This window comes from Streptomyces triculaminicus, from assembly GCF_017349075.1.
Lineage (GTDB): Bacteria > Actinomycetota > Actinomycetes > Streptomycetales > Streptomycetaceae > Streptomyces > Streptomyces triculaminicus.
Genome location: NZ_JAFMOF010000007.1, coordinates 84,526 through 97,091, shown reverse-complemented (window position 1 = coordinate 97,091; position 12,566 = coordinate 84,526). Strand labels below are relative to the sequence as shown.

Annotated in this window: 9 protein-coding genes; 4 read left to right on the top strand and 5 right to left on the bottom strand. The window is 67.0% G+C overall.

What is annotated here, in order from left to right:
- Positions 1-26: 26 nt before the first annotated feature.
- From cas6e to casA, 5 genes are read right to left on the bottom strand one after another with little or no spacing between them, the layout of a single operon-like run.
- Positions 27-689, bottom strand: coding sequence for a type I-E CRISPR-associated protein Cas6/Cse3/CasE (gene cas6e / locus J1792_RS32490; RefSeq protein WP_207248844.1), 663 nt, complete (start codon positions 687-689; stop codon positions 27-29).
- Positions 686-1,426, bottom strand: a complete 741-nt coding sequence (gene cas5e / locus J1792_RS32485) for a type I-E CRISPR-associated protein Cas5/CasD (RefSeq protein WP_207248843.1) — start codon at positions 1,424-1,426, stop codon at positions 686-688. The genes cas6e and cas5e overlap by 4 nt, the downstream gene beginning before the upstream one ends.
- Positions 1,423-2,679 carry a type I-E CRISPR-associated protein Cas7/Cse4/CasC gene (locus J1792_RS32480; RefSeq protein ID WP_207248842.1) on the bottom strand — a complete coding sequence of 419 codons (1,257 nt, stop codon included), beginning with the start codon at positions 2,677-2,679 and terminating at the stop codon, positions 1,423-1,425. Before J1792_RS32480 ends, cas5e begins: the two co-directional genes overlap by 4 nt.
- A complete protein-coding gene (casB, locus tag J1792_RS32475; protein ID WP_207248841.1) occupies positions 2,676-3,299 on the bottom strand; it encodes a type I-E CRISPR-associated protein Cse2/CasB in 624 nt (207 codons plus the stop codon). The genes J1792_RS32480 and casB overlap by 4 nt, the downstream gene beginning before the upstream one ends.
- Entirely contained in the window at positions 3,296-4,876 is a 1,581-nt protein-coding gene (casA, locus tag J1792_RS32470) for a type I-E CRISPR-associated protein Cse1/CasA (RefSeq protein WP_207248840.1), read from the bottom strand. Before casA ends, casB begins: the two co-directional genes overlap by 4 nt.
- A 4,188-nt stretch (positions 4,877-9,064) precedes the next feature.
- On the opposite strand from casA, the gene J1792_RS32465 reads away from it, so the two are divergent.
- From J1792_RS32465 to J1792_RS32450, 4 genes are all read left to right on the top strand, one after another.
- Positions 9,065-9,583, top strand: a complete 519-nt coding sequence (locus J1792_RS32465) for a helix-turn-helix domain-containing protein (RefSeq protein ID WP_207248839.1) — start codon at positions 9,065-9,067, stop codon at positions 9,581-9,583.
- Between the two features lie 62 nt (positions 9,584-9,645).
- Positions 9,646-10,155: a hypothetical protein gene (locus J1792_RS32460; RefSeq protein WP_207248838.1), complete on the top strand. Its 510-nt coding sequence runs from the start codon at positions 9,646-9,648 to the stop codon at positions 10,153-10,155.
- Complete coding sequence (locus J1792_RS32455; RefSeq protein WP_242646998.1) at positions 10,148-11,338, top strand: MAB_1171c family putative transporter; 1,191 nt, start codon at positions 10,148-10,150, stop codon at positions 11,336-11,338. The genes J1792_RS32460 and J1792_RS32455 overlap by 8 nt, the downstream gene beginning before the upstream one ends.
- Positions 11,335-12,558 carry a cytochrome P450 family protein gene (locus J1792_RS32450; protein WP_207248837.1) on the top strand — a complete coding sequence of 408 codons (1,224 nt, stop codon included), beginning with the start codon at positions 11,335-11,337 and terminating at the stop codon, positions 12,556-12,558. Before J1792_RS32455 ends, J1792_RS32450 begins: the two co-directional genes overlap by 4 nt.
- Positions 12,559-12,566: the final 8 nt, after the last annotated feature.

The window sequence follows — 12,566 nt, the reverse complement described above, 5'->3', positions numbered from 1 at the left end:
CGGGTGTGGTGCTGGCCGGGTGTGTGTCAGGGGCGGTAGGGGGCGATGGAGAGCAGGCCCAGGCCGTAGGCACGTCCCTGGCCGATGCCCACGGTGATGGCGGCGCGCAGGGCGTCGGCGTCGGTGACGGTGGCGACGCCTTCGAAGCGCATGGCTCGCAGCAGGATCGGCTTGGAGTTGTTGCGGGTGCCCCGTACGGGGGGCTGGGGCAGGTCCAGGGCGAGCTGGTTGGCGAGGCCTGCCTTGTGGGCCTGACGTTCCCACCATGCCAGGGCCTCGGCGCCGGTCACCGGGGTGCGCTTGCCTCGTTGTCCGCGGACGAACGTGGTTTTGATGGGGTTGGCGTCGATGCGGTAGCGCACGAGCCGGCCCTCGGTGATCCAGTCCAGGAGGGGGCCGAGGTCCCGGTGGGCGAGGTGGTGGGCGTATCCGCGCGGGAGGGCGTTGCGGTTGATGGGCAGGGTGGACTGGATGAGCAGGACGGCGCCGGCCTGTTCGCGCTCGAGCCGGAAGAGGGTGTGGGTTGCGGCGCGCGGGGTGTCCCCGAGGGTGTCGGGGAAGAGGGACTGGACGGTGTTGTGCAGTTTGGTGGCGTCGTTCAAGTCCTGGTGGACGGCGCGGCTGCGGGCTTCCAGGTGCAGTTGGGCCAGGTGCAGGGTGCGGGTGGGGGCGGCGGGGGCGGTGGTCACGCGGCGGCTGCCTCTCGGTATGCGGTGAGTGCGTCGATCCACTGGGTGCCGCGGCCGGCTTCCGGGGCGTCCGGCAGTAAGCGCTGCCTTTGCCATACGGGCCTGCGGGTGAAGATTCGACGGGGGCCGGGCCGGTCACGGACTTCGGTGTCCGGCCGCGCTCCCGGCTCGGGGGCGGTGTCGTAGATGAAGGTCACCGGCTCCGGCGTGCCGCGGGTGGGTGTCCGGTGCAGCGGCAGGCGGTCGAGTTCGCCCACTGCGTCGGGCACGGCGGAGCGCACGAGGATGGGGGTGTCGGGGGTGCAGGAGCGGCGTCCCAGGCTGAGCCCGAATGTGGGGCGTTTCAGGGCGGCGCCGCAGACGTGGATGACTCCGGGGTGGCCGGTGACGGCGACGGTGAAAGCTGCGTCGGTGAGGTACCAGCGTTCGGTGAGCATGGTGCCCTCGCCGAGCTTCTTGAATTTCCCGTCCGCCGTGGGCGGGGTGAGGTGGCGGGGGTAGCCGCCGCCGATGGTGTGGAAGTCCATCTCCCTTTGGCCCGGACGGTCGACGCGGATGGTGTAGCTCAGTTCGGCCAGGTCGCTGTTGTCGCTGTCACGCGGGCGCCCCAGGGCGCAGGCGAGCAGACCGGTCAGGCCCGAGCGGGTGGGCCAGCGGTGTGTGGTGCGGACTTCGAAGTCCGCGTCGCTTCCCCAGGACTGCAGCGGGCCGGACAGGTGCAGGAGCAGGCCGTTCACGCGTTCCCCTTGGCCACGGTGCCGGCCACGCGTGCGACGAGCGCATTGAGGCCGTCGATCCGGTCGCCGAGCGCCTCGAAGGTCTGGTCGGTGAGTCCGCTGTGGGCGTGCATGAGCAGGCCGTCGGTGCCCAGGAAGCGGTGGTGGGCGGCGGCGTGGTCGGCCAGCCGGGTCAGCGAGGCCGGGACGTAGCCGTCGGAGGTGTCGGGGACAGGCGTCTCGTACGCGCCGACCAGGCTGACCGGGCGGTCGGTGCGCACGGCGACGTAGACGAGGTGGGGAACGGTGAACGGTGCGGTTCCGGAGGACTTCGCCGGCAGCACGGTGCTGACGAAGGCGCGAAGGAACTCGGCGGTCACGGTCTGCGCGGTCTCGGTGTCACCGTCGAGGTTGCCGATGAGCTCACTGACGTTCAGGCAGGCGTACCGATAGAAGGTGGCGGAGGTGTAGCGGTTGTCGCCCATGTGCCCGGCGCCGGTCTCCGTCCCCTCGTCCTCGAGGATGTCGTCGACGGCGGTGAAATAGTCGAGCTGGGGCGTGGCGGCGTGGGTGCTGAGCCCGTGAGCCATCTGGACGGCGCCGTCGACGGTGGAGCCGGCCTCGTTGGCGAGCATCCGGCCGAACGCGGCGACGGAGGCGTTCCTGCTCTGCAGAATGGCCAGGACCTCGGCCTTGGGAAGAACTTTCGCCGCGTACTTGGCCAGCAGGCTGTTCTCACCGATGGCCGGCTCGTCCTCGTTGTCGTCCTCCGCTCCCTCCTCCGCGGCGGCGGTCTTGCGAGTGGTCTTCTTCGCCGCCTTCTCTGCCTCCGCCTCGATGTCGTACGCGGCCTGGGTGATCTCACCGCGGTGGGAGTCGGCCAGTTCCGCCAGGGCGTCCAGGGCGCTCTCGGGGAGGAACAGCAGGGCGTTGGTGCCCTGGCTGTCGGCGATACCCAGGCCCTTGACCCCGGCGGCCAGAATGAGCATCTGGCCAGCTACGAGCGCGACCTCCTTGTTCCATCCCCGGTCCGTCAGCCGCTTGGCCACGGCCTTCGGGACACCGCGGGTGCGCAGCGCACGGATACCGGTGGCCTTCTCCACAGTGAGGCGAGTGTGCCGCTTGCCGTTCTGCGAGGACTGCCGGGCGCGCATCACGCCCCCGTACTTGGCGGACTTCGGGGCCCCCTGCCGGTCCCGGTTGAGGTTCGAGTAGGGGTAGGACTGGATCAGGTGGACGTCGAGGTAGAGATTGCCAGGCGCAGGGGTGGTCACTTCGTGTTCTCCTCGGTGGAGCGGGCGGGGGTGTGGAAGGCACGGACCCAATCGATGCGGACGTCGTCCGCCCAGTTCGGCCAGCGGGTCAGGTCGCGCAGCAGCACCGGCCACTGCACGGGAATGCGGTGGGAGCGCAGCAGCGAGATCGCGCCGGGCAGGTCGCGGTAGAGACCTTCGGTGTCGAGCTGCGCGAGGTAGGAGAGGGCGTCGGCGGCGTTCTGCTGCCGCATGGCACCGGTGGTCGCGGCGCGGGCATAGGACCAGCCAAGGTTCTTGCGCACGTCGGCCGGCTTCGGGGCCGGGGACGGGGTGGTCTTGGCAGTGCGCGGGTTGGGGGCGTCGTGGACCGCGTACAGGCACGCCACGAGCAGGTAGGGCCGCTCGGCCTCACGGGTCGCCGCGTAGGCCGGGATGCCGCCGGCCGGCAGCAGATGCATGTAGAGCTGCCAGGGCGAGGAAAGGTCATCGGCCAGGCCCTGGCGCAGGGCGGCCCGCCCGCCCGGCGTGGAACACGCCTTGCGGACGATGCGCAGGAACTTCTCGTATCGCTCCAACGGGCCCGGGGTCGCTGCCCCCACGGCCGGCGCCGGCGACGCAGGCAGGGATTCGGCGGTCATGCGGCCTTCTCCTTCTTCCTTCCGGTCCGGGGGTACGCCAGTGCCGAGCGGGCCTGGGCGATCGGGTGCATCCCTTGGGGAGTTGTCGCTACCGGCTGGGTGATGGCGTCGTAGATCTCCAGCGCCAGAGCTCTGAAGCGCACAGGAGGCGCATCGTCGTCGGAGATCGCGGCCCAGAAGAGGGACTCCGCCCGGTCCCAGAACTGGGCGGTGCCTTCATCTGCCCACGGGCAGGTCTTCTCGCCAGGAGACATCTGCTTCCACGCCGACCGCAGGGACTTGGCCATGTCCGCAGCCGCCATCTCCGCGGCGAGGCGGGTCTGGGCGACACGGGCCGCCCGCTGCGGATGCCGCGAGGGAAGATACGGAGCGATGCTGGCCGGGGTGGTCACCCCATACCAGTGCTCGTTACGGTCCTGCTTCTCCTGGTGGCAGCCGAGCGCTCTGACCCGCACGCTCGACAGGGTCTTGAGGGCCTCCTGCGGCAGGTCCGCGTAGACCGACAGCCAGCCAGGGAGAATCACGCCCTTGATGCCGACGGCGGCAGGGTCTTTGGCGTGGATGAACGAGTCGAAATCCCGCAGCAGCGAACGGCGCCAGCTTGCCCGCACCGGGCCGGCCTTGACCCGGTCGACGACGAACGGATCCCGGGCTGCCGGCAGATCCACCCGACTCCCCCACGCCACCCAACAGCCCACCGCCTCCCCGCCACTCTCGTCGGGGGCCAGCAACACGTGATGCGCGGTCCTGCCGGTCAGCAGCGACACCGGCCCCTTGGCGGGGGCAGGCAGCAGCGGGTCCTCCAGCTCGTCCCGCTCCCAGGGGGCCAGGTCGCCAGCGACATCCTCAGTCCCCGTCGGTGGCGGGCAGGAGAGCAGCAGCGACGTGAACAAGCTCGTGCCAAGAGGGTGGAACGACACCAGCGACCTCAATGGGGCAGCCTTCATGTTCTTCGAGTTCACACCGCCGTGCTGCCGCTGCGCGCCCGTACCCGAGGGGCCGTAGCCGCGCCAGGCCAGCACCCATCCGAGAGCCTCCCCCGAGGGCACCGGTTCGTCCTGCGGCGTGTGGTCCAGCCACGGCTGGTTCGCCCCTGACGGGCGAGGCATCACCAGCTTTCCCGGCGCCGCGCGCCGAGAGCACTGCTCGGCCAGCCGCGGGTCCTGGAGGAACGGACGCTTGCTGTCGTAGAGGTCGAAGCGGTGCCGCCATCGGTCGATGTAATCGTTGACAGCCTTCGCATCGAATCGTCCGACAGCGAGAAGGGTATCGAAGCGGTCCTCCCACACCGACAGGTCCGCCACATCGAGCCTGCCGACACGGATGGCGAGCGCGGTCAGCAGCCGGCGGAGCATCGACTCCACCGCCGGATTCGGCACCTCGAGGTCGGACGCCAGATGCGCGCCCAGCAGCGCGCCTCGTAGCCCGGTCTCATAGTGAGCGCCGGGTGCGACACCGGGTAAGAGCGCTTCAAGCTCCTCCCGGTCCGCGTCCTCGCGGAGGACCAGCATGAGGCATGGCTGGTCAGCCGCATTCCAGACAGGCAAGTTGCCCTCCATCACGGTGATGAACGCCAACGGATCGCTGACGCAGGGAAGTTGTTGGTCGCCGAGGCGTCCCGAGGAGGCGAGCTAAGCGCGTCTATCGAAGGCGCGCAACACGGTCCCGTGAACTCGAAAAAATTGTCAGTGGTGCCCGCTACAGTCGGACCGCGCACGCTCCGCCCACGCGGAGGTCCCCCGCGCGTTTATCGGACAAATAGCGCCGAAAGCACTGCGCTCCGCGCCGGCGGAGGTAGGTCGTGAACCCTCTCGGCTGCGTCACCCGGATTGGGGACGTGATCCACCGCCGAACCCAACGCCACCCTGCCGGACATCTTGCCCATAGCTAATGAATCGCCCACCAAGGCACACGTTCGGCGCCAGCCCCCACAACCAGCTACGACATCTGTCAGCCCTTCGGCACAACGACATGCCGCCCAGCGACACAACCGCCTCCAGGCCGGAAGCCGAGACGTACCCGCCATGCACGAAACAAGCTCAGAACGTCACAGTCTCGGTCAGGCCGCGGCATCGCGATGCACGTAAGTTCACCAACTCCGGTGCCCTGCACGTCCGTTACCCCATAGGCTCACCGCGTGCTTCAGCGCTGGCCCCTGACCTCACGCCATCCCTGGGTCTCTCGTGACCCAGAACGACGGGACAAGGAGCCACACCGTGCTGCAGTGCTTGAGGGCGCTACCCCACCGGATGCTCGAATTCACCAAACGCACGTTCGACCGAATCGAGCGCCGGAGCCGGTTGATCCAAGCTCTGGCAGCTGCCATCACGGCAGCCACAGGGATCTTCAGGCTCTGGGTTGCAAAGTAGCTGACCCCGGCACACTCACAATGTGCCGGGACCAGCTACCCGGAGGGTCGCCTGAACGGGACACCCCTGCCTTCGCGCTGCGGAGCGCGAAGGCAGGGCCTCCTGTGTGTTCTGGTCACAGACTGTCGGGAGTCATCCGTGAGACGCGGCCCCACATCAGCAACTGTGACAGCGACAGGCTTCCATGCTCCCGTCTTGAAGCATCTGGAACCTCGGCAGTACGTATGTTTAGAACCGCTCAGCCAGTCTGAGGCCGTAACGTCCTGAGCTTCCTCTTGTTCGCATGCAGGAAGAGCCGACGCCTCCAGTCTCATGAGTGCCCGTCAGGTGACTGACAGAGATACGGTTCGCTCATAGCCGGCCCCGCCAGCTCTTCTCCGCAACCGCGGAGGTACCCCGCTCAGCACGTTTCGTTCACGGACCGGCCAGAAGTGAGCTCCGCGCAGGCGGAGGTAAGCCGCGGAGGTAAGCCGGTTATGCGACTCCGCGCATAGTTGACCACCCCATGAGCTCCGCGCCGACGGAGGTAGGTCGTAATCGACTTCGACGTCCGCGGGATGGGTGGCGTGCTCTCTGCGTCGGCGGAGGGTGAGGCGCAGGCAGGGTCGGCTCCGGGCGACCGCGCTCGCGAGCTCCGCGCAGGCGGAGGTGAGCCAGCGGCATCTCCATGCCCTGGCGGACCGCGCGGTGTGAGAACGCCGCGAAGGCGGTTGAAGCCTCGCCGATCATCGTGGTGGTGCCGACGTTGTCATGCCTGCTCCCTGCACCCACAAGGCCCCCATGGATCGGCGGCGGATTTGGCTTTGCCGGGACGGCCATGGCGTTGAAGCGGGGGCGGTCAGTTCCTCGGCCTACCTACGACTGCGCGCGAGTGGTGTGCAAGGTTGCACGCTTGAGAAAGATCCCTTTCCAGACCTTGAAGGTGGGTATGTACCGTCGTCGACGCCTGCAGCAGAGAACTGCTCGGTTTGTTCTTCGCGGCAGAGTCGGCATAGGAGGTCGAACAGGGCGCGGCCGAGGAGCAGGATTCGTACACCGCATGCACCGCATGTGCCCCGCTCGGCACCGCGTGGCTCTTGAGTGATCGGAGCAGCGGGGCGGATCAACATCGGGTCGGCTGTCTCGCGACCGGAGCGGCTGGCGCTCGAGCGAGGTGTGTTTTCGTGGTCCCGGCCGGAATGCTGCGTGTGTCGCCTGGTGGCCTTGCGTTCGATGGTGATCTCTTGGCATACAGGGCAGCGGACGCCTGTGGGCCACAGGATGCCTTCTTCGCAGTCCATGAGGCTGCAGCCCCAGCGTGGCAGGGCCACGCCGAGCAGCCACCGGCCCGGATCGCGGATCTCGGCAAGGGAGGTGGCAGCGAGCCTCCGTGTCAATCGCTGCTGGAGCCGGTCCTGGTCCATGCCCTCGCGTAGCTGGCGACCGACCTCGCGGGCGATGTGGCGCTGTACCCAAACACGGTCGACTTGCTTCAGCAGCCAGTGGACTGGTTCGAGCGTCGCGTAGATGCGGGTGCTCAGTGTCAGGGCGGGGCCGTTGTAGTGATGGTTGCCTGTGACGTGGCGGTTGGGGCGTCGCGGCCGGGAGGTGACGGTGGAGAGTTGCCCGGCCGCGCGCAGCGCGAGCCCAGCCGTTTTGTTTCCCGGCGGGGTGGAGGTGGTGGGGCTGGGTGCGGGGTCACTCACCGGTATTTCGCCTACGGCGGGTGTGTCGAGCGCTCGCTCGTCCTCGGGTCGGTCAGTCCTAGGTGATTCCTTATACGCGAGGAATGCTTCATCAATGTGCGAAGCCGATGCGTCATCACATGCGGGTGTCGGCTTGGTGCTGACCTGCGCAGGTGGAGGCGGGCTGGGTGCAGTGGGGCACTGCCCCACTGCACGCGATGAGGGTGGTAGGTCGTGCGCGATGAACTGATGCCGGCCGCGTTCGCCGGCTCGGCGGTGCACTGTTATCCATCGTGTCGCTTCAAGGCTGTCGATGATGTTTCCGGCTGCTGTCGGGGTGAGGGAACGGCCGGGTCTGGTGCCCGAGTGGTGGTGCAGGTAGCCGGCGAGCTCGCTTTCGGTCAAAGGGATGGCTTGTAGTGCTGCATAGGTGATGACGGCGTAGGCGCGTAACTGTCGTGGTGTCAGGTCTTCGGCTGCTGCTACAGGCAGCCATACGAATCGTTCGTTCTGGCTCAGCAGACGTACGCGACGTACCGCAGTGGTGCCCCGCCCGCCGGGTAGCGTTCTGCGTTGCGATGTCAGTTCGATGACTCCGTCCGGGGCGGGGCGGCTGAGCTGAGCCTGGCCTCGTTACACCGTCGACGGCGATGTCCGGAGGTAGGAGGCCAGTACGGCGGTTCCTGCGGTGCAACCCTCCGGACGCATGGCGAGAGCTTTCACTTTTATGTACACGCTCAGCGCGGCATCGGAGTAGTAAGGGGATGCCACCAGGCGCCATGGCACTTTTACGCGTTGCCGGCGCCGGGGTGGCAGAGGCGGGGCCACAGGCGAGGTGGTCTCACGTGTTGCCTCGTTTCTCATCGAGAGGCCCTGCGGGTGAGGCGTCCTCTACTCGCGGGAGGGGTCGGGGAGGCCTTGAGAGAGCACCCGCCTCGTGTGCGGCAGCCACCACTGTTCAAGTGTGGGCTGAGCTGAGCTGGCTGAACATGGAGGAGCTGACAGAAAGCAGCCTTGTACTGCATCATGTGTGGTGGTCCTCGTTGCTGTACGTGGACATGAAAGGGGCCCTCGTCTGGGCCCAGGTTCGTGCCAGAACCGCGTTGTGAACCGTCCGAAGCCATGTCGGGTCGGACGGAACCTCCGCGAGGGCCCTGCCAGGCCTGAGCGGAGTGCAAGGGGCGTAAGCCGCGGTGACTGCCATCACCAAAGGCTGGGCGCCCGGGCGGCGGGATGGTCCGATGTCTCGGGCCGCGCCTCATGGTTGGCCTATGACGATCGGGCCTCCTCGCCGCCGTAAGTGCGGCCGGAGCCAACACGTGGGGTGATAGCCCATATCTGAGATGCTGGCTTGAGCGACGGGTTGACCCCGTCGGCAGACAGACTGATGCGGTCGTCTCGCATTAGCCGGACGGAACGAACCACTGGTCGGGATGACCGCGGGTGCCAGGCCTCGGCCACTCGCTGGCGAGGCGGTCGGAGCGCGGCTTCATGTCCGAGTGCCGTGGCACTCCCATGACCCGACTCGAGGACATCTGGCGCGCCGCCCTGGGAACAGGTGTATACGACTTCATGGGTATTCTTGTCGCCGTCGTGCTGACGTCGGATCAGCATGCCCCCAGCCCCTCCCCTTGAGGCTCATCCCCGTAACGAGGACGATAGGCCTCACAGCACACCGTTGCAACATCCTGCGTCAGGGTGCAACATGTTGCACCAGGGGAGGTGGTGAACGATGAACAACCGACGCGACGAACCCAGCACGGACGCGGGGCACGGCCTCGAGGCTCAGGTCCACGCGGCGAAGACCGCGATCGCGACCCGAATGCGACACCTCCGGCATCACCATCCCGAAGGCCCGTTCAGCCTTGCGAAGCTGGCCGATCGCACAGGCGTCTCCAAACGCACCCTGGCATCAGCCGAATCCGCCGACGGCACGAACCTCACCATCGAGACCTTGGTCAAGGTGGCTCACAGCCTGGGCATCGAGAGATGGGCATACTTTCTCGACGAGCAGGTCTTCCAGCAGGTCAATGCCGAACTGGAAGCGGTCAAAGAACTGCGCCGGCGCAGTGTGGAGAACGTTTCGCTACGTACGCGGACACGGCTTCCTGGAGGCCTTCCCGCAGATCAGATGTCCGAGCTCCTCAAAGGGATCATCAATGCAGCCTCCCAGGTTCAGGAGTCCTTGCGGAGCTCCTCACCGTCCGCGGACGCCGGCGCGCGTCAGGATCCGCATGACGATCTCAAGTGATTGTGGTGCGCTGGCGACTTCGGGCTGACGGCGGGAAGCCGGACAGTCTTCAAAAGCGGTGCGTGGAACGAGTGCACGCACTCGGCCTGCCCGCTCAGGCGCAGGTGACGATGCAGACTCTTTGTGAGCATGTGGGCCGACTTCATGGCCGCCCCATCCACTTGGTCCCTCTCGAGCTGCCACTCGGCAGTCCTGACGGCCTCTGGGTCTCCGCGGAGGGCCAGGACTATGTCTTCTTCGAACAGCGTCTTGCCCCCGTGCATCAGCAACAGGTGATCCTGCACGAGTTCGGCCACGTGATCTGCGATCACGACGCATCGCCTGTGATGACGGAACAGTCGTCCACACTCCTCCTACCGTCGCTCAACCCGAACATGGTCCGTCGGGTACTGGGGCGGGAACACTCGCAAGCCGAGGCAGAGGTCGAGGCCGAGCTGGTCGGCTCGCTGATCGGCCGGCAAATCAGCAGCTGGTCCGTAGAGCGCACCTGCGCAATGCCGCCGGAGGCGCGGGAGCTGGTCGCCAGACTCGCTGCTCTGGAGGCCCCCATCCATCAAGGGAAAAATGAATAGCACACTTTATCCTGCCTGTGCGCTGGTGTCCTTATTAGCCTTACTCTTCAAGCTACGAGTTACGCGCACCGACCGCTCACCCACACAGCTCGCACTCGTGGGCAACTTCTTCTTCCTGACCGCCACGTTCGTCATCTCGACACCAGCAGTATGGATCGCAACGAGCAGGTTCGTCGGCATAGTCAACTTCTCTGGGCTGCTCGCCCAGAGCACGGTCATCCTGTCGGCCGCCTGCCAACAACTCGTGCTCCTGCACCTGTCGTACGAACGCCGCACGGCCTGGCGCAAGGCCATCCCACGTCTGATCGGCCTGGGCGTGGTGCTCCTCGGCATGATCACGTTGTTCTCCGCCGCCACCAGCATCGGCGAACGCCCCACCGACTTCGCCCTGACCAAGGCGCAGTACTACCCCGCATACCTGACCATCTACCTGGTCGGACACGCAGCGAACCAGATCGACATCGGCATCATGGGCTGGCGCTACGCACGTATGGCTCCTACTCCCTGGCTACGGCGGGGGCTGCGCCTCGTTGCGGTGTCCATGCCCTTCGCCATGATCTACACAGGCTGCCGTGTCGCGGACATCATTGCCGGTCAGTTCGGTGTCACCGGCCACCCGTGGGAGCCCGTCGCCCAGATCGCCATCGCGGGGACCGTCCTCAAGACGGTCGGCTGGACGATGCCCGACTGGGGCCGCTACCTCACCACCGCATACGAATGGTTTGACCGGCACCGCGCCTACCGGGAGATCACCCCCTTCCACCGCGACGTCACTTCTCATCTGCCCGAAGTCGTTCTTGATTTGGGACAGGAGGCCGACCTCAGGACCCGCCTCTATCGATGCCTGGTGGAAATCCGTGACGCTCAGTGGGCCTTGCGCACATGGATGGCTCCTTCCGTCGCCACCCTCGCCACGCAACGCGGCGAAGCGGCCGGACTCAACGGCATCGATCTGGCCGCCGCCGTCGAAGCAGCGCAACTCAAGGCCGCACTGCAGGCCAAAATCGAGCAGAAGCAGCCGACTACCCACGTCACCAACCCGCGGATTGCGGAACCGGAGGACCTGGCGGCGGAGCTCTCCTTCCAACGCAAGCTGGCCCGCGCTTTCACCGCATCCGACCACGCCTCACCCGCCGTGGCGCACACGCCGCACACCCCCGAACCAGCGAAGAAGGACGCGTGACCGCTCACTCCGACACACCGGCCCTCCTCCGGCCCTTCGACACAGCGTTCTTCGCCGACCCCTACCCGGTCTATGCACGCCTGCGTGACGCCGGCCCGGTCCATCGCATAGCACTACCGGACGGTTCCGCGGTGTGGCTTGTGGTCCGGGAGGCGGATGTGCGCGCCCTGCTGACCGATGCGAGGCTGTCAGTGAACAAAGCGCACTCCGGCACGGGTTACAGGGGCTTTTCGCTGCCTCCGGCACTGGACGCCAATCTCCTCAACATTGACTCGAGTGACCACCTGCGGCTTCGACGTCTGGTCTCCCAGGGCTTCACCCCCCGCCGGGTGGAGACTCTGCGCGAACGCGTCCAGGCCGCCGCTGATTCTCTGGCCGGCGCCCTCTCCCAGCGCCTGGCCAGCGAGTCCAGCGTCGACCTGGTCACCGAGTTCGCCAACCCCTTGCCCTTGGTGGTCATCGGGGACCTCTTCGACGTTCCGCAAGGAGACAGGCGTTCCTTCTCCGCGTGGGTGGGTAGCATGTTCGCCCCCGAATACCCGGGCCAGACGGCGGAATCCATCAACCGCATCCATGACTTCCTCGTCGGCCTGGTGGCCGAGCGCCGGGCCCGCCCCAGCCATGACCTGCTGTCGGACCTGATCGCGGCCCGCGACGAAGGGGACAGGCTTACCGAGGACGAACTTGTCTCCCTGGCCTTTCTCATCCTCATGGCCGGCAGCGAAAACGCCCAGCACATGATCAGCGCAGGCCTGCTCACTCTGTTCCGCCATCCGGAGCAGCTCGCCGCCCTGAGGGCGGACCCCGGCCTGCTTCCCGCGGCTGTCGAGGAGTTGCTGCGCTACGCGCATCCCAACCAGATGGCCATCCGCCGGTTTCCCACAGAGCCCGTCGAGATCGGCGGCGTGCGTATCCCTGCCGGCGATACGATCATGCTCTGCCTGGCCTCCGCCCACCGGGATCCCGCCCGGTACCCCGACCCAGACCGTTTCGACATCCGGCGTGAGGACATCGCGCATCTCGCGCTCGGCCACGGCATGCACTACTGCCTGGGCGCTCCTCTGGCCCGCATGGAGATCCAGATCGGCCTGAGCACCTTGCTCCGCCGACTGCCCACAATCGCTCTCGCCGTCCCCGATACACAGCTCTCGTGGCGTTCTTCGTTCCGCTCCCACGCACTGACCGCACTGCCGGTCACCGGTCCGCCACGGGTGGGCTGAGGAGAGAC

What these genes read in the sequence shown, in the direction of transcription:
- J1792_RS32455 (WP_242646998.1), top strand. Translation starts at nt 10,148, where the DNA reads ATGAATAGCACACTTTATCCTGCCTGTGCGCTGGTGTCCTTATTAGCC.
- casB (WP_207248841.1), bottom strand. Translation starts at nt 3,299, where the DNA reads ATGACCGCCGAATCCCTGCCTGCGTCGCCGGCGCCGGCCGTGGGGGCA.
- J1792_RS32465 (WP_207248839.1), top strand. Translation starts at nt 9,065, where the DNA reads ATGAACAACCGACGCGACGAACCCAGCACGGACGCGGGGCACGGCCTC.